The sequence below is a fragment of the Vibrio sp. B172a genome (assembly GCF_030248355.1).
Classification (GTDB): domain Bacteria; phylum Pseudomonadota; class Gammaproteobacteria; order Enterobacterales; family Vibrionaceae; genus Vibrio; species Vibrio owensii.
This window is the reverse complement of the sequence record NZ_JAHGAC010000002.1, coordinates 262,307-284,594: the sequence shown is the minus strand read 5'-3', so window position 1 is coordinate 284,594 and position 22,288 is coordinate 262,307. Positions and strand designations below refer to the sequence as shown.

Genomic DNA, 22,288 nt, shown 5'->3' with positions numbered 1-22,288 from the left:
GCAACAGCAGCAACAGCAGTCTCAGAGTGATGCTAAACAAGAGCAAGGGCAACAGTCACAAAACCAGCAAGAACCTGAAAATAAAAAAGAAAATCAGAAAGCTGAGCGACAAAAAGCCAAGCAAGAAGAAGAGAAACAAGGCGAGCGAAAAGATGAACCTATTCAGGCTCAAGCTCAGCCAGAGAAAACGCCTCAGGATGATCCTGAGTTCCGTCGCTTAGAAGCGGTAGAAAGCGCGCGTGACCCTAGTTTCTTGATTCGAGCTCAAATGCAGCTTCAAGCTCAACAAAAACAACGTCCACAACAATCTAATAAGGAGTGGTAAGTCCATGATGAAAAAAGGCGCAAAACTGGTCTTTGTTCTGATGGCCAGCCTACTGACTAGCTTTTCGGTTTTTGCACAAACCCTACAAGCTAGTGTAAACAAAACTCAGGTGGCGAAGAACGAAGTGATCAACCTAAGGATCATGGCAGATACCGAGCTTGGCTCAGATGCGATCGACTTTGACGCATTGAAACAGGACTTCTTTTTAGGTCAACCTCGCTACGGCCGTTCTAGTAATAACATTAACGGCCACAAAACCGTTCGCACAGAATGGAGCATCTCGATTGCCCCGATGAAAGAAGGCGTCATCACCATACCGAGCTTTTCTGCAGATGGGATGAAAACTGAGCCAATTAAGCTGCGCGTGACAAAAGACAAAGGTGAGCCGAATCTAGACGATTTGTTTAGCTTCAACATGAGCGTGGATAGCCACACTTTGTACCCACAGCAGTCAGCAACACTACGTATGCAGTTGGCGATCAAAGTAGACCCTCGCCGTTTGGATAATCCACAAGTCGTGCCGCCAAGCATTGATGGGATGAAAATCGAGCCAGCCAGCGATATGAAGCAGGCACAACGCATCATTGATGGCTTAGAAGTGACGGTCGTAGAACAAGCTTTCCGCATTACAGCCGAACAACCTGGTACCTACACGCTAAATGGCCCTAAATTGACGGGGTCTTACATCTATGGTGACAGCCTAACCGGCTCAACCAAGATCATGCCAATCAATACTAAAACTGAGCAAATGCCAATTACTGTAAAGCCTATCCCTAAAGACTTTAAAGGTAACTGGCTGCCAGCTTCTGCTTTAGAATTAACGCAAAGCTGGCAAGATGAGCAAGGCAATCCGCTATCAGCAAATACCGTCAGCACAGTGAAACAAGGCTCTTCAATTACTCGTACGATTCGTATTCGAGCTCGTGGTACACAAGCGGAATATCTACCTCGTATTGGTATTGTCTACCCAAGTACACTGCGTGTATATCCTGAACAACCTCAGTTCGAGACATCGCGTGATGGCACTGTCACCATGACAGTGAAGCAGGTTTTGATTCCCACAGAAGCCGGTGATCTCACCCTGCCGGGCTACAGCCTAAATTGGTGGGACAGCAATCGTGACCAAGCGAGAAAAGCCGACATTTCAGCGTTAAAGCTTAATGTGGAGAAAAGTGACAGTGGCTTAATCACGCTGCCAGAAAGTGCGTTGCCAGCACAACCGGCGACAACCTCAGCACCTGTGGTTCAAAGTGGTGTGGATACAGTCTGGAAAACACTGACGTTCGTGTTTGGTGCACTTTGGCTTGTCTCATCAGCAATTGCATTTGGACTTTGGAAAAAGCGCAGAACCGTAAAGCCTGAGAAAGTTGAGACTTCAACGCACGGCTCATCTCTGCAAGATTTGGAGAACATCATCAAACAAGGTGATAACGCCAAGATTGAAAGAGCGGTTAACGACTACTTAAACACCCATCACTTCAACAGTGAATCCGAAGCGACAAAAGCGGTGAAAGAAGAATTGAATGTGATGAATCAAGCTCGCTTCAGCGCTACTCAGCAAGAATGGAAACCAGACTCTCTGCTAGCTAAGATCAAACAACTCGCTAAAGAGAAGAAGAGTAAGCCTAACCACCAGCTAGAAAAGCTCTAGTCGAAGGCGAGGCGTGATTAATGAAAATGGCAGCTCTTATTGAGCTGCCATTTTTGTATCTATCCGTTCAGTCTCGATGTTTTAAGCGACAATTTGACTTGTCAGCTCACAGGTTCGAACACAGTTTCGACCACTGTTTTTTGCTAGATAGAGTGCTTTATCAGCCAGTTGGTATAAGTGATCAAAATTAAAGTCTTTGCCTTGCGCTTGATAACGCGAGTAACCCACTGAGACAGTAAGAAATTCTCCTTCTGGGTTATGGCAATGTCTTATGCCTTCTTCTTCAATGCATTGGCGAATACATTCAGCTCTCAGTCGCACCTCTTCTTGGTTTGACCCAATCATCAACAAAACGAACTCTTCCCCTCCAATTCGACAAAAGACTTCGTCTTCATCTTTTGTATGATGGTCGAGAATATTACCAATACGCATCAGCGCAATGTCACCTTCTAAATGCCCATAATGATTGTTAAACAAGCCAAAGTGGTCAATATCGATAAGAATCAACCCAAAAGACATCACTTCGTTATGCTCAAGAGAGCAGTACTTTTGCATAACGTGTTCTAGCATGCGTCGGTTACCCAGTCTCGTTAAGGGATCGAGCTTAGACAAGACTTCCAATTGCCGATTCGCTTCTTCCAACTCTTTAGTTCGGTTCTGCACTTCGAGTTCTAGATTCTCATTGAGCTCTCTAATTGCTTCTTGCGCTTGTGTACGCTGCAAAACTTCAACCAAGCTAGAAGCAAACATCCGAATCACTTCACGCAGTTGCGAGGTCAAAGGCGCACGGGTTAACAAGTTATCGACCGCGATGAACGCAATTGGCCCACTGCTGTTTGACGTCAGCACTGTCATGGCCGCCCAACCAAAACCGACGATATTGCAATCATGATAAATAGGAACGGATTCTTCGAACGCCACTTCATTGGGCATGGATTTAGCTAAGTTAATTAAAGAGAAGTCTTGGGTTTCCCCAAAAAAATACGACTCATCAACCACATTGCCTTGAATATCGGTTCCCCAAGTCCCTTGCATGTAAGAGCAATTTTCATCGGTCAAAAACACCGCCATACGGTCGATACCTAGATTCTTGATGGCAAACGTCACAGCAGATTTGCAAACATCACTCACCGTCGTACAGCGTGATAACTCAACCATGCTCGAATGCAGCATACGTACGTTTTGCTCTTGGCGTTTGCGAATAAAGATTTGAGAGAAAAGCGAACCAAATGATTCCAGCATCTGTTTTTGATAGGCAGTGACGGGTTTTCGGTGAATAAAGTTATCAAGCGCAAACCAACCAAATGGCTCATTTCCATCTCTTAAAATCAGCATTGCATTCCAGCCCTGCCCCACAACTTTACCTGCGGTATAGATAGGCGCATCCTCTACAATAACGAGGTTACGATCCAAACTGGACAGTGATGCAATGTACTCTTCACTTAGTTGATGAAGATCATATTGGGTGTGGAATTCATCAATGGTGATGCCATCCTCATTCGTTCCATAAGTGCCACTGAAACTGCGCTTTTTCATGTCCAGTAACATTAACGTGGAGCGGTCAAAACCTAGGTGCTCTCGCAGTGCTTCCACCGCTTTCAAATAAAGATCTTTCAGTGAATCAGGGTTAGAGATATCTAACGCAACCTGCTGGACAAGCTTCATGTTTTCAATAAAACGTTCACGCTGCCCAAGCTCATCAACATACTGCGCTTCTCGTACATCGCGATGCTTCATTTCTAACGAGGCATGTTTTTCTGCGCGGACACACTGCCAACGCGCCGCCGAGAGTTGCATTGCGTCATAGCTTTCTTCGTAAATATTGTGTGCGCTGCGAGCTTGAACGTTTTGAATCAGTAGGTAGGTACGTTTAATCGGCGTGTTGTCGAGCATCATGATATAACTTTCGCCACCGAGGTCTTGGACGTGATTCCAATTGCAGGTATTGATGGCCAGAGGAATGATGCTTTCTGAAGTATCGAATTGGTTAGCCCAATCCCAGAATGCTTCTGGATAATTTTGGAGAGGAAAGAGGTCACCCCGCGAGAATCGAACCGTCCAAGAAGGGTTGGTCAGCGGATCATCAAAGATCGCTATCGCACTGGGGGAAAAATGCTGCTCTAGATGTTCGAATATGGCTTCAGCCAATAACCTATGGTCCCTTGTGGAAGAGACCGTTCTTGTAAAACTCTTTAAACTCACCTGACCAACCTAATCTACTTTTTTATCCTCGATAAAAAACTACTTAGGGGTGGATATGCAATCAATGGAATCCAAGTTGAGCTGTTAAGTCATTCGCAAAAAATATGGACTTAATTTCACATTCGAGAACCCTTCAACATTTTTAGACAGGTGTTTCATCCGGATTACATACTGCAAAAATATGCGCAAAAATGAATCAACATGAACATTCTTAATATTGGTGTTTTTCAAGTCCAAAAATAAAAAAGGCCCCTCATCAAGAGGGGCAAGAGTACCATCGCTTATAGTTATTTGTGTGTATGCCAGTAAATGTGTGGATTAACCGAAGTCACCGTTTACGTAACCTTGAGTACGGTCGTCTTGCGGGTTGCTGAAGATAACTTGTGTATCATCGTGCTCAACCAGTTCACCCATTAGGAAGAACGCAGTGCGGTCAGAAATACGACGCGCCTGTTGCATTGAGTGAGTCACGATAACGATGGTGTAGTTTTTCTTCAGCTCTTCCATCAATTCTTCGATTTTGTGTGTTGCAATAGGGTCAAGTGCCGATGTTGGTTCATCCATTAGAATCACATCAGGTTCCATCGCGATTGTACGTGCGATACATAGACGTTGCTGCTGACCACCAGATAGACCAAATGCATGTGACTTAAGACGGTCTTTCACTTCGTCCCAAAGCGCTGCGCCACGAAGTGAGCTCTCAACCACTTCATCAATGTGCTTCTTATCTTTGATGCCTTGAGCGCGCAGACCGTAAGCCACGTTCTCGTAGATGCTCATCGGGAATGGGTTTGGCTTTTGGAATACCATGCCCACTTTGATGCGAAGGTCAGCAACGTCAATGTTGCCGTAAATGTCTTCGCCATCCATTGACAGCTTACCTGTGATCTTTACGCCTTCAATAAGATCATTCATGCGGTTCAAACAACGTAGTAGTGTTGATTTACCACAACCAGAAGGACCGATAAGTGCCGTCACTTGGCGTACTGGAATAGGCAGGTTGATTGATTTCAGTGCTTGGTTGTCACCGTAAAACAGGTCTAGGTTTTCAATATCAAACTTGTTCATTTTCTTAATCTCTTAAATCTTGAATTCGTGTCTTTTAACGTGCGTTCTTAATTCGTTTTGTTAGTAAGTTGCGGTGTTAAAACGTCGTGCAATCAGTTTTGTAAACATGTTGATCAGTAGAACAACAACAATCAGAACTGTCGCCGTACCGTAAGCCTGATTCCATTCTTCAATGGTAAACAGTTCGGTAGTCAGTTTGTATAGGTGAACGGTTAGCGTACGACCTGAATCCAATAAAGAATCCGGAATACGTGCAACCATACCTGCTGTCAGGAATACTGGAGCAGACTCACCAATGACACGACCAATACTTAGAATGACCGAGGTTAAGATACCTGGCATTGCGCTCGGAAGAATCAAACGCCAGATAGTGTAAATCTTAGATGCACCCAGGCCGTAAGAGCCTTCACGGTACGTCTGTGGTACTGCCATCAACGCTTCTTCCGTAGTACGGATGATAACTGGCAGGATTAGGATACTTAGCGTCAATGCACCCGATAGAATCGAGAAGCCAAGGCCAAGAATCGCCACGAAGAAAGTCATACCGAACAGACCGAAGATGATCGACGGGATACCCGCCAACGACTCAGTACAGAATCGGATGATTTTCACCAAACGACTGCCCACTTTCGCGTACTCGGTCAAGTAGATTGCCGTCATGATACCGAGTGGCGCTGCCACTGCGATAGATGCGATAACCATGTAAATTGTCGCCACAATCATTGGGAAGATGCCGTGCTCTTCACCTGTGCGCGTGTAGTTATCAGTAATGAAGTTCCAATCTACGTGTTGTAGACCGTTTGATAGGATGTACCAGATAATCCAGAACAAGAAACCTACCGTTAGTGCTGCCGAGATCCAGACAAATGCGTTAAAGACATTATCTTTGAACTGGCGTGCTTTTTTCAGTTTTGCGCGATCCATAATAGTCACCTTTAACGAGCGATTACTTCGCTTTTTCTCGGTTTAGGTACAGTAGTACAGCGTTCAACGACATGATGAAGACCAGAAGTACCACACCTGTAGCGTAAAGTGCGTTCGCGTGAACACCACTTGCGTAAGACATTTCAATAGCGATGTTTGCGGTTAGCGTACGAGCCGAATCAAGGATGCCTTCTGGCATTGCCGGCGCGTTACCCATTACCATGATGATCGCCATGGTCTCACCCAACGCACGACCGATACCCAGAATCACACCTGTCATGATGCCTGAGCGAGCCGCTGGAACGAGCAATTTAAAGATGGTGTAGATTTTCGATGCACCTAGAGCCAAAGAACCTTCTTTGTAAGTACGAGGAACAGCGCGGATAGAGGTTTCAGATACCGTAATTACCGTTGGTAGAATCATCACACCAAGAACAATGATACCGGCCAAGATAGTGTTACCTGCTGGTACATCGAATACGTTCTGAATCAATGGAACGATAATAACCAGACCGAAGAAACCGTAAACCACCGAAGGAATACCGGCTAGCAGCTCAACCGCTGGGCGGATGATGTCAGCTAAACGCTTTGGTGCGATTTCAGCGATGAAGATAGCGGTTAAGACACCAACTGGAACACCGACTAAAACAGCGCCTGCTGTCGAAACGATAGAAGCAACAATCATGGTTGCAACACCGTACAGTGCCGGTGGTAGCCAGTTTTGGCCTAGAACGATGCCCGAGACGCCCGCTTCTTGGAATGCTGGGATACTCTCTCGAACGATGAAGTATGCGATAACTGCTAATGATACGATGCCGATTACAGCACTCGTTAGGAACAAGCCGTGGAAGATGCGCTCTCTCCAGTCTACGCGGCGTTTTTCGCGTAGGCCTGGCTTGCTGATCGCTTTTGCGTCAGTAGTCATAAGCTTTTCACTATTTGTTGCGATGGTCATAAAAATCTCACGGTTCTTGGCAATGGCGTCGAACACAATGGATAGAAAAGGCTCAGCCCGAAACGTTGGGCTGAGCAAACTTTAGAGTCCCGATAGGATTAGTTAACTGAGATGTAACCTTTTTGGTCAACTAGCGCTTGCGCTTCGTCAGTTAGCATCCAGTCTAGGAATTTTTGAGTTTCAGCTGATGGCTTGCCTTCTTTGTAAAGAACAAGGAATGGACGAGCAACTTTGTAAGAACCGTTCTTCACGTTGTCTACAGAAGCTTGGATGCCATCAATTGGAAGTGCGTTTACAGATGAATCAACCGTACCTAGAGAGATGTAGCCGATTGCGTATGGGTTAGAAGCAACCATTGTCTTCAGTGCGCCGTTACCGTTAGCAACTTGAGCGCGTTGAGAGATTGCAGAAACTTTTTTACCAGAAATCTTCATTTTTAGAGACATGATGTCTTCGAATGCGCCACGAGTACCAGAAGCCGTGTCACGAGTGATAGCAACGATTGGCTTGTCTGCACCGCCAACGTCTTTCCAGTTTGTTACTTCACCTTTGTAGATTGCAGTAACTTGCTCAGCTGTAAGGCCAGTAAGTTTGTTTTGTGGGTTTACAACAACTGCGATACCGTCTAGAGCAACCGCTTCTTCTTTTAGCGCTGGCTCTTTTTCAGAATCTTTTAGGTTACGAGAAGACATACCTAGGTCAGCAGAACCGTTCTTCGCTGCTTTAACACCTGCAGATGAACCAGGGCCTTGAACTTCGATAAATACGTTCGGGTTTGTCTTCATGTATGTTTCAGAGAAAACTTCCATCAGTGGAGTTACGCTGCTAGAACCCACTGCAGAGATAGTTTCTTTAGCAGAAACAGGAGTCACTGCCATTGCGCCTAGAAGTGCGATTGCACCGATTACTGTCTTTTTCATCACAATTTCCTTTAAGTGGCCTTATTGCCGTTGTGTTTCACTTGAACGGTGCTCACTTTAGAATCCAAATATGACAGTTGTGTTTCACTTAGTTGAAAGCTCTATGACACGTTGTCATTTCTGCTTAATAAATCGGCAATCAAACTTTATTTACTTTCGAGCTCAAAATACTTTGCAATGATTTGGTTATAACAAAATGCCAAGTACATCGCTTTTAATATATTTCATAACAAATAAACATCGTTAAATGATTGATATATCAAGCCTAATAATTAGAATCGGGTTGCTTTATTTACAAAAATGATAATAGTTCCAATCTTTAGAGGGTCAATCATGCGTCAATTACTTAGTACGCTGTCTATTAAGTCACAGGTTTTCGTGCCCGTACTTTTTACTGTCATACTTCTCATCGTCGGTTTGAGCATAGGCATAGGAAAGTTAGAACAAGCATTCGACAAGGTGACGGTTTCCACCAATAACCTTATCGTGCATAAAGAAGAGTTAAGCTCCATCGTAGACAACACTTACGCGATGCGCATTAAAGCAATCTACAGTCTCTTCAGGGCTGAAGATGTCAAAACACTTAACCAACAATTACAACAACGTCAGGCAACCAACCGAGAATTTCTCAACTCCATCGACCAAATTGAAGGCATTCACACTGAAGTTAACGCCATGCGCGATGCCATGAATCATTACGTCGATTTTACTCGTGTCACCATGACGCCACTTCTTAATACGAAGCATTCTTCTGATTACACCACGTCCGATTTTGACCGAGAGTATGAAACCGCAATGGGTCAATACCGCCTTGCCGGTGAAGCGATGATCAACGCCATCGACAACTTGTCTAAGAAGCTCAATCAAATCGTTACTGACGAAGTCGAAGAAAACGGTGTTCTTCACTCCACCACATTGACCTACAGTACGGTCTCTCTGGTGATTATTCTTTCTGTTGCTTCTTTGATCAGTTGGCTATTGGCGAGCTACATTGTGGCCCCAATCCGTAACCTGCAAGAAACCATGCGAGAAGTCGCAAAAGGTAACTTATTGGTAGAAGCAGACGAAGTAGGCAAAAACGAAGTCTCACAACTGGCGCATGACGTAAACCAAACTATCCACCAGCTTCGCGGTACGGTCGATTCTCTGGTTCGAATCAGTGAAGATGTTGCATCAGCGTCGACCGAACTGGCAACCGTGATGACGCAAAGCAGTGCAAACTCCGATCAAGAGAAGCAAGAAGTGGAACAGGTAGCATCCGCAATTAACCAGCTTGAGTCCACAGCGGCTGAGGTTTCAAGTAACGCACAACAAGCAGATAGCGCGTCGAATGAAGCAAGTAAGCTGACTTCTCAAAGCTTAAGCATGTTTGAAGAAAGCACGCGTGCGAGTACCAAGATGGCTGATCAACTGAATGAAGCCGCACACGTTGTCACGTCGCTTAAAGATCAATCCGAACAAATTGGTAAAGTGATTGAAGTTATTGAGAGCATCTCTGAGCAAACCAACCTACTTGCTTTGAATGCTGCGATTGAAGCAGCACGAGCGGGAGAAAGTGGTCGAGGCTTTGCCGTAGTTGCTGACGAAGTACGTATGCTAGCAGCGAGAACTCAAGAATCGACCAAAGAGATCCAAACCATCATTGAGGAGCTACAACAGCAGTCTGGCCATGCAAATGAAAGCATGCATTCAAGCTTAGCCATGTTAGAAGACAACCAAGCGCTTGCTGCAGAAGTCAGTCGTTCACTGAGCGACATCAACAGTGCGATTTCAGATTTGAATGCGATCAACACCCAAGTTGCAACCGCTTCTGAAGAACAAAAGCAAGTAACGTCAGACATCAACAACAATCTGAGCACCATCTATGAATTAGTGAGTCAGAACGTCACTGGTATCACTCAATCAGCCGCGGCGGCGCAAGAGCTGTCTGGCTTAGCAGAAAACCAAAAGCACCAACTTAAGCAGTTCCAAGTTTAAACACTCTGCTCAACACGATAAGTTTCAAAGGTTAGAAAAGAAAAAAGCTCCGCACTGGCGGAGCTTTTTAATATCTGGATTAGAGAAAATCCAACGGTGTGATTATTCTTCGTCGGTGACCAATAGAACAGAGAAAGTGTTCGTTGGCTCTAGTGGGCTCCAGTTGTAAACCTCACCATTAAATGAATCAAACACCATGACGTTTGAGCCATCACCGTTCGGAGTGTTACTCCAGATGTAACCTGCGTAGTCACCCACCTCTAGCGTGTAGCCACTTGCGAATGCAGTACCGTTCATCGCAGGGCTGTGGCAAGCACGTTCTGTCAACGCGACCAACTCCTTAATGTTTGGTAAGCGCCAATTCTTTTTGCCAGCGAAGTCATGTAAAGCATGGTTACCTGATTCATTGCGGATTTGCTCAGCGGTTGATAGCGCTAACTGCCATGACATCTTAGTCGCAGCGCCGTCACATGCTTCATTTGCCGCATTCCACGTTGAGCCAACAGGACAACGCATCCAAGTTAGGCCCGTTTTTAAGTCAGTTACCGTCCCAGCATCAGAGTAGGTGTAACGAGAGTTAGGCGCTGTTTTTCCAAAATCAGTTGAACATTCTTGTGCCGCCATGGCTACTTGAGAAGCCAACACAAGAGATAGCGCGGTGATTAGTTTCTTCATCTTATTGGCCCTTAACTGCTACTAAACGGATTGGGAATTGATATGACGTGCCTGTGTCACGCTCCACTTTGTCAGAATAAATTTCTACAAAGCTGACGTAACCACGGTCAGCGCCTTTCGCAGCAACTACTGCAAACTGAAGCGCACCTTCGTAGTTAAAACTAGAGTAATTGTTAAATGTGAAATCACTTAGCCAAATAGCACCTGATTCAACATCTGGGCTGCCCTTACCCTGTTGAGGGAAGTAAGCCATCGTCATACCATAGACATTTCCGTCGGCATCTTTCTCTGTCTCGCCTAAGTCGAGAACATCGTAGAACTCTTGGTATGTTGGTAGGCGCCAATCAGTAATGCCACATAGTGATTGCTTGTTTATATGTTCAACATATTGGCTTGTTGAACAGATGCCATCAGCAGCATCCACACAACCAACGACTTCAAGATCTTCGTAATACGGTTTGAATGTTGCTGACTCATACACGAATGTACGATCTTTAAATTGAACCGAGCTCGCATCCGCACTCTTGTTTTCCCAAACAAGACCAGTACGCTCGTCCATAGTACAAGCCCACTCAGTCGCATCTGCAGCTAAAGCAGCACCTTGTGAATCTAGCTTAACGAACTTAAAGCCTGCGCCTGTCGACGTTTGCTTGTCCTCTTTGTCGAAGCCGTATTCCGCATCTTGACCAGGGTAAGCAGCTTGAACCTCAGCAACGTCTGCTGCGCCATCAGCAAAATGGAGAACGGCGCCCGTATCGTTGCTGCCAACCGTTTGTTCAGCAACCGCTGCAATTTCTTCAGCAAATGCAACCACTTCCGCTTCAGACAGAAGATCAGATGCCAACGATTTACCTTGGAAGCTAAGGCTTTGAGCAAGCAGCGCTACACCTTTGGTCATTTGTTGTGGCTGCATCGCAGCTAATAGTGCAACCGTGTTTTGCTCTAGCTTATTTAGCTCGCTAGCTTCTGCGTTAGACATTACCGTACCAGACAGAGAAACGCCGGCATCGGTGAGTTGCGCTTTCACAATATCTTCAGCTTGAGCAACGGTTTTACCGTCAACCACAAGACCCGCGAGCAACGTTGTTACACCATTGACCGTGTTACCCGTTGCTAAATTTTGGCCCGGAGCCGCAAGACGCAACGTTTGGTTCGAACCTTGATCAACTTGAGCAAGAATGGTGCTGGTTAGTACGTTTTTATCGCTTGAAGTCAGGCTAAATTTACCGGCATTATCCGTTTTAGCACTCGGTTCAGTAGTATCACAAACGTAGTTTTGGTTTAAATCGATGCACACTGGCGTATCAAGAAGTGTACCTGCAGAAACGATGGTGCCAGCTACATCATAGGTCGGTGCCGACGTGTCACCACCAGAACCACCGCCACAGCCAGCTAGGGCTAGTGACATAGCAACGAAAGAATATTGAAACTTCATAGATTTTATCTTCTTTTGATTTTAATTAACGAGAGCGAATCACTCTCACCATTGAAAGCAGGAAAAGTCCTAACAAGGTCCAAGGCGAGCCACTGCCACCTGAACCACCACCACTGCTTTCTTTAGTGGTATCAGCACTACACTGATACTGAGCAAAGTGACTCACACCCCACTCTTTCAACACCCCAGAGTTCCCTGACACGCGGTCAGACACTTCGAGACGCCAAGTACCCCAACTCGGTTGACCAACAAGTGCTTGTAACTCCTCGTCATACTGAGCTGTGAAGTAACCTTTAAATCCATTGGTATTGCTTGATTGATGGCTAAGTAGCACTACCGATTTGCCTTGTGGAGACACAAGCGTCACTTGCAGATCCTGCAGTGAGTCATGTTCGATGTTCAGGTAAACCGCAAACGAATCATCAATCGTGCGTGACTTGTCCGATAGCGTCTGAGAGAACAGTCTGTCGCCCTGCTCCGGCAAAGCGGAATTCACTGATTGAGGCTGGATATCGAGATCTGGCGTACCATTAACCAGCATCACCTTTTCACTCCACTGGTGAGTCTTTAGGCCTTCAGCAAATTGGTAATCCAATGAAATAGAGGAATCGAATTGTGTGCCACACGTCAGACCGCTTGGTAACGCCACCTTCATTGAGGTCGAATCAGAAAGCGTTTCATCAAAGTCGAAAACGGATGCGTTGTTTAGCTGCCATTGCCCTTTGATGCTCGCTTCGCGGCCAGTTTGGCTCAGGCTCATACCCACGTCTTCACCTTGTGCGATGTATCGAGCGTCATAGCGAACGCGAAGAGGCGCTTTAAGTAAGTTGTGTTTGTTGAAGCTATCCGTCAGGAATAGGGCGTAATCTTTATTTGGGAACAAGGTGTTTGCGGCAAACACGGTCGATTCCGCCAGATCATGCATTTTCACGCCACGACCAATGCCATACATGCCTTCAAGAACAATGGCGTCAAACTCACGGAATACGTTATCGGTATCATCACCGTATCGCTCAACCGATGCTTTAAGCGCTTGGAACAGTGGCGTTGACCATAGCTCGTCGCCTAGTTCACCGCCAACACTAACGTGCGCTGGATACTCTGAGCCCTCGAAGTAACGCGCTCTTTGGTTCCATAAGCTACGAGTTGTTTTGCGTGTTCCGAACACACCGTCCCAGTTGAACACCGTATCTAACTCGAATTCTTGACCACGACGCGAAGCATCCAAATATTGAGTGCGGTAGCTCGCGCTGCCCGCCCAGTAATCAGCAAAACCTTCTGCGATAGCACCAGTGTGACCGTACGCCCAATCCGGTACGATTTGGTAATGAATGCCATGCCCAAGTTCGTGTATCACGACATCAGCATCGACTGCATCCGGAGAAACACCACCGACACCCAGCATGAGTGCTTTCGGGCCATAATAGTAAGTAGAGTTATCTTTTGATAAACCGCGAGCATCAAAACGAAGCGGTTCGTCAAACAAGTCGTAAGTCAGGCTTGTCAAATATTGGATCGAGCTATCAAGATGATAAAAAGCCATCAACTGTGGGAACGCATTGTCACCAAACTCGGTGCTTTGCATCTCATCAACACTGTCAAATGCTTGAACCCCCTCTGCGCTGAGAAAGTCCAACGTATCGAGTACAGGCGCTTCACCAGGTGCTGGGGCTGCAAATAAACCCGTCGCATCCACTTGCTTTAATCTTGGGTTAGAGAGGTAGAACTTACCGCCGGACTTTAAAACCTCAATCGACTTGGTGACGTACTCGATCGGCTGAGGGTAATCGGACAGTGCTGACCACGTCGATTCTGGTGCCGCTTGCTGTTGCATGGTGCGAAGATCTGGGTTGAATAAAGAAACCTCAACATTAACCAGACTTCCAGAGCTCAAAGCAGGTGGCTCTTGTGCTTGCAGTTGGCGAGGCGATTCCAATTCCATTGCAACCGTTGGTTTACCGTTGCGAATGATCGTATCTTCAAGGCTCTTAAACACTCGCACAACGTGATGATTTTTATCGGTTGTTACTACTAAGGTGCGCTGTGCTTGATATTCACCGTTTACCCAAACATCAAAATTGTAATGCTCACCAAGCTGAGACTGGGTTTTGTAACGGAACTTAAACTCGCCCGCTTCTGAGTAGTGGCTGTCTAGATAAGTTTTCGCTTGCGCTACATTCGTTACCACAGAGTCCGTTGCGGGATAATCCCACTCTGCAGCCTGCGCCGCAGGGGTACAAGCAATAAGCAGCGAAAACGCCAATGGTTTTAGCTTCATGATTTCGTCCTAGAATTCGTATTTTGCATTCAGCGTGAAGTAGCGCCCAGGCTCAGTTGAGTAACGCTTACTTTCCTCAGCGATACCCGCTACGTCTTGGTATCGGATGTACTCTTTGTCGAACAAGTTGACGATGTTTGCGCTAACACGAAGGTCTTTGGAAACGTAGTAAGTTGCGCCAATATCAAACGTATTCCACGCGCTTGTCTGCGCGCACTCTGTCGCTAGGCCAAGCGTGGTCTGGCATTTTGGAACGCGATCCATAGCAGCGGCCCAGTTCCAAGCCACGTAAGCGTTGAAGTCTTGGTTGGCGTATTTCAGTTGAGCGTTACCTTCGAATGGCGTAATGCTTCGAACGTATTCGCCTTCCGCGTCTTTGCCATCTACGTAGCCAAACTTAGTGCTGATGTCCCATTGTTTGGTGAGCGCGTAACCCGCAGAAAGCTCTGCGCCATAAGTCTCTACGCCATCAAGGTTTTGGTACTGTTTGATGTAATTACCAGTGCTTGAGTCAAAGCCTGTGGTCACAACATCGATGAAGTTTTCAAACTTGTTGTAGAACACAGACGCATAGACATGCGCACGACCGTTATCGAACTTGTTACCAATTTCAAATGAGTCCGAAGTCTCAGCTTCTAGGTCTAAGTTAGGTGCGATAACAAAAGGCGTTAGCGGTACGAAATCATGGTTCACGAAGCCATATGCTTTGTCGTATTCCGGAGCACGGTAACCGTGGTTGTACGATACATAAACGATGTTGTTGGCAAACATTTCACGAGAAACCGACAGGCTTGGAGACACCTCCGAGCTATCCATGTCCTTTAATGGGAAGCCGCCCACTTCTCCCTCACCGTCCGGCGTTAAACGGTGCGCATCAAAGCGTAGGCCGCCTGTGATGGTCCATTTATCCAGTTCCACCATGTCTCGAACATACAAACCAATGTTATAAGCACGAGCAGGAGCGAAAGGTTGTTTGGTCGAAGGTGTTACGCCGTTCCAATCAATCTTGGAATCGCTATCTGTGCGTTCGTAATAGTCAGTAGAAAGCTCAACACCGTAAGCCAATTGGTGCTCTGCATTTGCTGCATAAATCGTATTGGTGAAGTCGCCACGGAAACCAATTGTCTCGTCGATGAAGGTTTTGTGTTCCAGTTCGCGACGTTTGGTGATCAAACCATTGTGATCCACTTGTCGCATTAAACGGTTGGTATCTTCCACGACTTCGGTGTGACGCCAATAAACTTTGGTATCCAACTCTTCGAACCAAGTTGGATTAATCGGTGTCACCTCTGCACCAATGTAAGCGCTGTACTCTTCGGAGGTTTCATCTTCAGCAAAGTCTTCAATATGCCAGATGCCATCAGGTTGAATGGACGGTGAACCCTCCAAACGCTCTTGATTCTGGGTGTAGAGTTCCGCTTTGGCTTTCAACATCACCTCTTCATTGAAAAAGTGGTTGATCGTATAAGCACCGCTGTAACCATCTAGGTCGCGGTTATACAAATCTTCATCAAAGTTACGTGTCTCTTGCCCCTGCCAGTATGAAACGTTAAACAAACTCTCAGTATCACCGGAGCGGAAAGCTAGGTTACTCGTGCCTTTGTACTTGTTACTGATGTCGGTGTAAGTACCGGAAACATCGGTGTAGAAGTCTTTGTCTTTTAAGAAATCACCCGGCTTACTGGATTCTAAAATCACCACACCGCCGATTGCGCCAGAGCCATGCACCGAAGAGCTTGCACCCTTAATGATTTGAAGCGATTCAAAATTGGATAAATCAAAAGTATCTCGCCCAACCGCATCATTAATGTCATTCGCACCGAAGCCATCTGCAGAACGAATGCCATCACGAACGATCATAATGCGGTTACCTGTCATACCACGGATGGTAATGTTTTGCGGACGTCCTGCACCGCCCGTCACGCTTACACCAGGTTCGTTACGCAGCACGTCATAAAGCTCGGTTTCGCCTCGTTCTTCGATTTGCTCGTTTGTGATAACCGCGACACTACCTGCCACTTTTGACAATGGCTGATCGATCTTATTGGCGGTTACAACCACCTCTTCCATTGAGAAAACCTTAGATTCGGCGTGCACTTGACTGGCAGCAAGTACCGAAAGTACTGCCGCTGACACTGGGGTAAGCTTCATTTACTGCTCCGCTTTAGATGTTTTAATTAGTGATAGTAGAAATGCGTATTCCTTCGCTTGTTGCTCTCTCGCCTGCCTTGGATCCATGCGGTGGCCAGAGTGAAAATCCGTTTGCAACAAATAAGGGCCTGTCGATTCACTGGTCGACGAAATTTGAGCGAGATACTTCGCGCCTTCCCAATAAGGCACACGTTGATCGTTTAATCCGACTTGAACCAACATGGGTGGGTAAGCGTCTTTGTGGATATTGAGAATAGGATCATAAGCTTGCATCGCTTTGAGCTGTTCTGGGAGTGTCGGATTCCCCCATTCTCCATATTGTTGTGCGGTAAGTGGTAACGTCGTATCGGACATGCTGGCAACAACATCGACAAAAGGGACCTTCATCACTGCGCCAGCAAACAAGTCAGGAGCTTGGTTGATCGAACCGGCAACTAAAGTACCACCAGCACTCGATCCAATCGCGTAGACATCACGTTCACCACCATCAAAGTGTTTAAGTGCTTGCGCAACTGCCGTGAAATCATTGATAGAGTTGGCTTTAAGAGCGCCTCGACCTTGCTCGTGCCAGTCGGTACCAAAGTAACCGCCACCACGAACATGCGCTATCGCGTAGATAACGCCTTGATCCAGTAAGCTCACGGTTTGAGGCATGAAGTAAGGTTTCATGGTAAACCCGTACGCGCCATAGCCGTACAGCACAACAGGAGCGTTATCGCTGAGCTTATCTTTGCGGTAAGCAACAGAAACCGGCACTTCCACACCATGACTTTTGACCATAATGCGTTGAGAAACATAATCTTGGCTAGAGAAGCCGTGATAAATATCTTGAGAGAGATTTGTCTTCGTCAGTGCTTTAACATCAAACTCTTCCCACAGTGGCGGTGTCGTCATCGACATACTACGAATGCGGATTTTGTTAGAGCGGTAATCACCAAGAGTGCTCAACCAAGCAACACGCCCTTCCGACTCTAACGGAAGCGTTTTTTTCGCGGTGCCATCATAAGAGTAAACCGAGATTGTCGTTTTATTGTCTTGCTTGGTTAATGCCACAAGTCCCGCATCGTACAAGTAAAATTGTTCTACGCCATTTTTTGAGCGTAAGAAAGACTTCCAATTAGACTCAACAGTGTCCGCATGTTTCTCGGGCATCGCAGTTTCAAACAAACCAAACTGACCATTAAGATTGCTGTTGATAAAGACTCTGTCTTGAGCAACATCTGCATAATACTCCACACCGGATTCCGGTTTACGTAGCGAGGCCGTTAGCTCTCCAGAATCAAGGTTTAGGATCTTTTGTTCAGTGGTCGATTCATTGTTACTTTGTACCAGTGCGAAACGCGCGTCGGCTGAGGGATAGAAGGACATGAGCCAATCGGTCTTGTCCTCTTGCCAAAGTACTTTCTGCTCGTTGGTTTGAGTGTTAATTCGCACGATTTGGTAAGGACGTTGAGTTTTCGCTTCTTTTGAGACAGCGAAAGCAAACTTGCCATTTGGTGAGAGCAGAACCCCATTATCAATGTTGCTGATAAGCTCGCGTGCTGCACCACTCTTTAGATCAACCAACACAGCACGGTACTGCTCGCTGCCATCAATATCTTCTGTAAACAACAAAGAGTCGTCTTGAATACGCCATTGACCAATTTGGAAGTATTGACGTTCATCTTGGCGAGAAGAGAAATCGTAAACCACTTTCTCTTGCGCGCTGTTATCAGCCCGCGAAAGCAAAACAAAGTTGCCTTGTCGACGAGTGAGATTCCATTCTTGACCGTTTTTAATCACCCAAGGCTTCTCGCCTTTTTCTGCTGTCATGGCTTCCCATTGACTCAACAGATTTTGGGTAATCTCGTCATAGCGTGTCTGAAATTGTTCTGTTTTTTGGTTCTGTTGCTTGAGGTAAGAAAGGACTCGCTCATCTTGTCTGGAATCGTCTCTCAGCCACTCAAAGTTATCCGAGGCAACACTGGGCATAGAGGTGACTAAAAGCCCCAAAAAAACATGACTAAATTTCATATAAATGGCACAACTATTTATAGGATTAATATTATGTCGCGTATTCTGCCTTTAAATAAAAATGAGATCAATTATCATTTACATATTTTCGTGACATTTTTATCGGTTTTTATTATGCCAAACGTTTAAATCATGGATGAATGCACTGTTATGCAAAGCTATTGTTAGATAAGTCATCTATTGCTATGCAATTAAGAATCTAGAAATGAAAACGTCACCTGAAGAAGGTGACGAGGGTAACTTTTTTACTTTAGTCAGTAGCTCAAAAGAGGTAGAAAAACTAGAAAAGATGACTAGTTACAACCCAAAGTAAAGCAAGAAATCCAACAAAGTAGAGGGAGGAAAAAACAACCGATTTAATCAATTCACCCATTTGAGACTTTTCAGTAATCATGTGAGCCTCCGCGATTGTGTACTAAAGTACAACTCACCAACGCTACGCAGAGAAACGCCAACATCTCCACCCAGACGCCTTTCTTTCCCCAACCTAACGATTTGCACTGTTGTTCTGTAAGGCTCAGATCGATGTCTTCTAACCACTGTTCTTCTTGATACATATTTTGTCTCCTCTTCTGGAAACCTATGCTAAGCAAAATTGTCGTTCAGAAAAATCAAAGACTATTTAACCCTTGTTTAGAACTGCTAAACAATAGCCAGTGAGAAGGCAAATTTCAGATATAAAAAATCCGAGCTCGTAAGCTCGGATTTGAATTCAGTTAACCTCTAGCGCTGAGTTGAAGATTAATCTTCAGCTTTTGGTTCCGCTGGCTTTTTCTTAGGAATAAACACGTTTTCACCCACTGCCACGTTTTGGTAGAAACCTTTATCGCGCTTAGCAGGTTTCTTCGCGACTTTTTTCGCTTGTGGGTGTGCTTTTTTGGTTTCTGTTTTCTTACCACGGAAATCAGGTTTACGTGGTTTCAAGCCTTTGAATTTACCCTTTAAATCTTCAAATACAGAGAAGTTCAAATCTTGCTGTAGGTAAGTTTCAACACGCTTAAAGCTATCCCAGTCTTTAGGGCCAACAAGAGACACTGCGTCACCTTTGTTACCCGCACGACCAGTACGGCCTACACGGTGCACGTATTCTTCTGTGTGCTTCGGCATATCGAAGTTGATAACGTGCGTTACTGTTGCGATATCAAGGCCACGAGATGCAACGTCTGTCGTTACTAGAATCTTAAATACAGCACGCTCAAACTGACTCATGATGGTGTTACGTTGAGTCTGGTTCAAGTTACCGCTCAGCGCGACCGCTTTAAGCTTCTTCTCATTCAACTTGTTCGTTAGACGCTCAGTGTCATCACGAGTTGCAGTAAAGATGATCACCTGACGGTATTCGGCTTCTTCAAGAACACGCTCAAGGATCGCTTCTTTGTGATCTAGGTGATCACACAAGTAGAATTTTTGAGTGATGTCTTTGTGCTCTTCGTTTGATACGCCGATAGCAATACGTTTTGGCGCATTCAGCATCTCTGATGCAATGTCATTCACTTCTGCGTGATCAAGCGTTGCTGAGAACATCAGAGTTTGACGACGACGGTGTTTCGCCGCTTTGTGGATACGACGAAGCTCTGGTGCAAAACCTAGGTCGAGCATACGGTCAGCTTCATCTAGAATCAGCGTTTCCAAACCATCAAGAAACAGAGAGCGATGCTCTAGGTGGTCAGCCAAACGTCCTGGTGTTGCCACGATGAACTTCGGGTAGCGGCGTAGCGCTTTTACCTGATCGTTAAAGTTCTCACCACCAAGAATCAATGCTGCGTCATAACTCAGACCACCAAGCATTGAACGAAGCTCGCCATATACCTGCTTTGCTAGCTCACGCGTAGGAGCAAGGATGACTGCACGAGGGTCTTTTGCAGAAAACGACTTCGTCTTTAGTGACTTGTGAAGCATTGGTAATACAAACGCCAAAGTCTTACCCGAACCCGTTTTCGAAGATGCCAATAGATCCTTGCCTGCAATCGCAACAGGAATCGCCTGCTTCTGAATGTCAGTCGCTTTTTTGAAATCGTAGTGTTTTAGGTTCTTCAACAATCGGTTGTCTAGGCCTAGATCTTTAAATTGCAAAGTATTCTCCAATAAATAGTCATCGTTTGAGCGCTTTTTCAGTGTCGTTTCCGCTCTAACGCAGCAAAAAATAAAAGCTCGGTATAATACCGCAAATCATAGGAGTATAGATAGAGATCACACAAACTAATTCCATTAGAAAAAATAAAGATTCATCTAAGAAACTTTCATTTGTGTAAATTTCGTCTAAATTATTGATATCAGGGACGTGGTAAAAGAGCTGCTGTACTACCCGATACTGGCGTTAAAGGTGAGTAAACGCTCACTTATGTAAACTAAAGGTTAGCGTCCGTATCAGGTACTCTATGAAATCCTTGGATTTTTTTGACTTTTGCTACATCATGTACTGATAGAATGTATTCACATTTACCACTATGACTATATGATACAAAACGTATAGCGTAGGAATTTAACTATAGGCAAGGAGTTCTAAAATGAACAAAACGTTGATCGCAGCTGCAGCAACTTCAGTACTTCTACTAGCAGGTTGTGCTTCTTCTGACGAAGCAGCAACAGCTACTAAACTAGACGAACTAAGCAACCAAGTTAGCCAACTAAGCCAAGACGTTCAGTCTCTACAATCTGACGTTCAAAAGTCTAACGACGCGGCTATGGCAGCTCAAGAAGAAGCTGCACGTGCTAACGAGCGTATCGACAACATCGCTCAGTCTTACACTAAGTAAGATGTGATTCCGCGCTTTAACGCTTGTTAAGGCGCGGTTATTTCTACTGGAACACCATTCTGAGCAGCAATCGTTGCTTTAGCTTTCGCATTCGTCATCCCATATTCATCCAACCACCAATTCAACTCTTGTGGAATTTGTAAGTGATCTTTCTCGCCGTTACTGCGAGTCAATGGTTCATGCGCCTCAACAAATACACTGCGGTCTGGTTCTAGCGTGACTTTAACCGGCTGATTGATGATCTTCACTTTTTCGCCACGACGTACTTTGTCGAATAGCCACTCTATGTCGTTAGGATCCATACGAATACAACCCGCACTTACACGCATGCCAATACCAAAGTCTTTGTTAGTACCGTGGATCAAGTACTCACCATGACCATACGCCAAGCGCAGCGCAAACATACCGAGTGGGTTATCAGGCCCAGCAGGTACGACTGCAGGTAAGTCAATGCCCTTCGCCTTGTATTCCGCACGAATCGATGAAGGTGGTGTCCAGGTTGGGTTTGGACGCTTCTGGCTGATGCTCGTTGTCATCTCTGGCGTGTCTCGACCAATACGGCCAATACCTACCGGGAATACATGAACCACATTTTCTTTAGCCGGAAAGTAGTAAAGACGCAGCTCCGCCAAGTTGATAACGATGCCTTTGTGGGGAACGTCTGGGAGAATAAGCTGAGTAGGAATAGTCAGAACGTGGCCTTCTTTTGGTAGAAAAGGATCCACGCCTTTGTTGGCCGCCATTAGCGCCAGCATGCCAACATCGTACTGCTTAGCAATGTTTGCCATGGTTTCGCCTTGTTCAACCACATGGTTTTCCATGCGGCCTATGACGCGCGCCCCGTCCTCCGGCAATTCGTACATCTTTGCGAATGACAAACCACTCACTAAAGATAGCGATACAGACAACAGGGTTCGTTTAGCGATACTCATCGGACGCTTCTTGCTAGGCATCTCTC

Annotated in this window: 16 protein-coding genes and 1 pseudogene; 4 read left to right on the top strand and 13 right to left on the bottom strand. The window is 45.7% G+C overall.

The features are described 5' to 3' along the window. Positions 1 to 325 (top strand): annotated as a pseudogene (locus tag KIT90_RS03610) (hypothetical protein); the annotation flags it as partial. 4 nt (positions 326 to 329) lie between these two features. Continuing rightward, entirely contained in the window at positions 330 to 1,976 is a 1,647-nt protein-coding gene (locus KIT90_RS03605; protein WP_285375324.1) for a BatD family protein, read from the top strand. Positions 1,977 to 2,057: 81 nt separating this feature from the next. On the opposite strand, the gene KIT90_RS03600 is transcribed toward KIT90_RS03605, so the two are convergent. The 5 genes from KIT90_RS03600 to KIT90_RS03580 form a co-directional block, all read right to left on the bottom strand. Beyond that, a complete protein-coding gene (locus KIT90_RS03600) occupies positions 2,058 to 4,124 on the bottom strand; it encodes a GGDEF domain-containing protein (RefSeq protein ID WP_285375321.1) in 2,067 nt (688 codons plus the stop codon). A gap of 372 nt (positions 4,125 to 4,496) precedes the next feature. After that, on the bottom strand, positions 4,497 to 5,246 hold the full coding sequence (pstB, locus tag KIT90_RS03595; RefSeq protein ID WP_005441058.1) for a phosphate ABC transporter ATP-binding protein PstB: 750 nt from the start codon (positions 5,244 to 5,246) through the stop codon (positions 4,497 to 4,499). A gap of 60 nt (positions 5,247 to 5,306) precedes the next feature. Beyond that, positions 5,307 to 6,170 (bottom strand): phosphate ABC transporter permease PstA, encoded by an 864-nt coding sequence (pstA, locus tag KIT90_RS03590; RefSeq protein WP_005441059.1) that lies wholly within the window; start codon positions 6,168 to 6,170, stop codon positions 5,307 to 5,309. A gap of 22 nt (positions 6,171 to 6,192) precedes the next feature. Further along, complete coding sequence (gene pstC, locus KIT90_RS03585) at positions 6,193 to 7,125, bottom strand: phosphate ABC transporter permease subunit PstC (RefSeq protein ID WP_020197853.1); 933 nt, start codon at positions 7,123 to 7,125, stop codon at positions 6,193 to 6,195. A 98-nt stretch (positions 7,126 to 7,223) separates the two neighbouring features. Further along, on the bottom strand, positions 7,224 to 8,045 hold the full coding sequence (locus KIT90_RS03580; RefSeq protein ID WP_045479692.1) for a phosphate ABC transporter substrate-binding protein: 822 nt from the start codon (positions 8,043 to 8,045) through the stop codon (positions 7,224 to 7,226). A 333-nt stretch (positions 8,046 to 8,378) separates the two neighbouring features. Here KIT90_RS03580 and KIT90_RS03575 point away from each other — a divergent pair, with 333 nt between their 5' ends. Then, a complete protein-coding gene (locus KIT90_RS03575) occupies positions 8,379 to 10,022 on the top strand; it encodes a methyl-accepting chemotaxis protein (RefSeq protein ID WP_285375315.1) in 1,644 nt (547 codons plus the stop codon). Between the two features lie 102 nt (positions 10,023 to 10,124). On the opposite strand, the gene KIT90_RS03570 is transcribed toward KIT90_RS03575, so the two are convergent. The 7 genes from KIT90_RS03570 to KIT90_RS03540 form a co-directional block, all read right to left on the bottom strand. Next, on the bottom strand, positions 10,125 to 10,697 hold the full coding sequence (locus KIT90_RS03570) for a DUF1566 domain-containing protein (RefSeq protein WP_152813138.1): 573 nt from the start codon (positions 10,695 to 10,697) through the stop codon (positions 10,125 to 10,127). A 1-nt stretch (position 10,698) separates the two neighbouring features. Next, positions 10,699 to 12,132 carry a DUF1566 domain-containing protein gene (locus KIT90_RS03565; protein ID WP_285375310.1) on the bottom strand — a complete coding sequence of 478 codons (1,434 nt, stop codon included), beginning with the start codon at positions 12,130 to 12,132 and terminating at the stop codon, positions 10,699 to 10,701. A gap of 25 nt (positions 12,133 to 12,157) precedes the next feature. Beyond that, positions 12,158 to 14,410 (bottom strand): proprotein convertase P-domain-containing protein, encoded by a 2,253-nt coding sequence (locus tag KIT90_RS03560; RefSeq protein ID WP_285375307.1) that lies wholly within the window; start codon positions 14,408 to 14,410, stop codon positions 12,158 to 12,160. 9 nt (positions 14,411 to 14,419) lie between these two features. Further along, positions 14,420 to 16,561: a TonB-dependent hemoglobin/transferrin/lactoferrin family receptor gene (locus tag KIT90_RS03555; RefSeq protein ID WP_285375305.1), complete on the bottom strand. Its 2,142-nt coding sequence runs from the start codon at positions 16,559 to 16,561 to the stop codon at positions 14,420 to 14,422. Further along, positions 16,562 to 18,574 (bottom strand): prolyl oligopeptidase family serine peptidase, encoded by a 2,013-nt coding sequence (locus KIT90_RS03550; protein ID WP_285375303.1) that lies wholly within the window; start codon positions 18,572 to 18,574, stop codon positions 16,562 to 16,564. It abuts the gene before it with no gap. Positions 18,575 to 18,957: 383 nt separating this feature from the next. After that, a complete protein-coding gene (locus tag KIT90_RS03545; protein ID WP_009704941.1) occupies positions 18,958 to 19,131 on the bottom strand; it encodes a hypothetical protein in 174 nt (57 codons plus the stop codon). Between the two features lie 184 nt (positions 19,132 to 19,315). Further along, positions 19,316 to 20,659, bottom strand: a complete 1,344-nt coding sequence (locus tag KIT90_RS03540; protein ID WP_285375300.1) for a DEAD/DEAH box helicase — start codon at positions 20,657 to 20,659, stop codon at positions 19,316 to 19,318. A gap of 422 nt (positions 20,660 to 21,081) precedes the next feature. Here KIT90_RS03540 and KIT90_RS03535 point away from each other — a divergent pair, with 422 nt between their 5' ends. After that, entirely contained in the window at positions 21,082 to 21,330 is a 249-nt protein-coding gene (locus KIT90_RS03535; protein WP_005441096.1) for an Lpp/OprI family alanine-zipper lipoprotein, read from the top strand. Positions 21,331 to 21,356: 26 nt separating this feature from the next. Here the strand turns inward: KIT90_RS03535 and KIT90_RS03530 are convergent, their stop codons facing one another. Next, positions 21,357 to 22,283, bottom strand: a complete 927-nt coding sequence (locus KIT90_RS03530) for a L,D-transpeptidase family protein (RefSeq protein ID WP_005441098.1) — start codon at positions 22,281 to 22,283, stop codon at positions 21,357 to 21,359. Positions 22,284 to 22,288 lie beyond the last annotated feature (5 nt).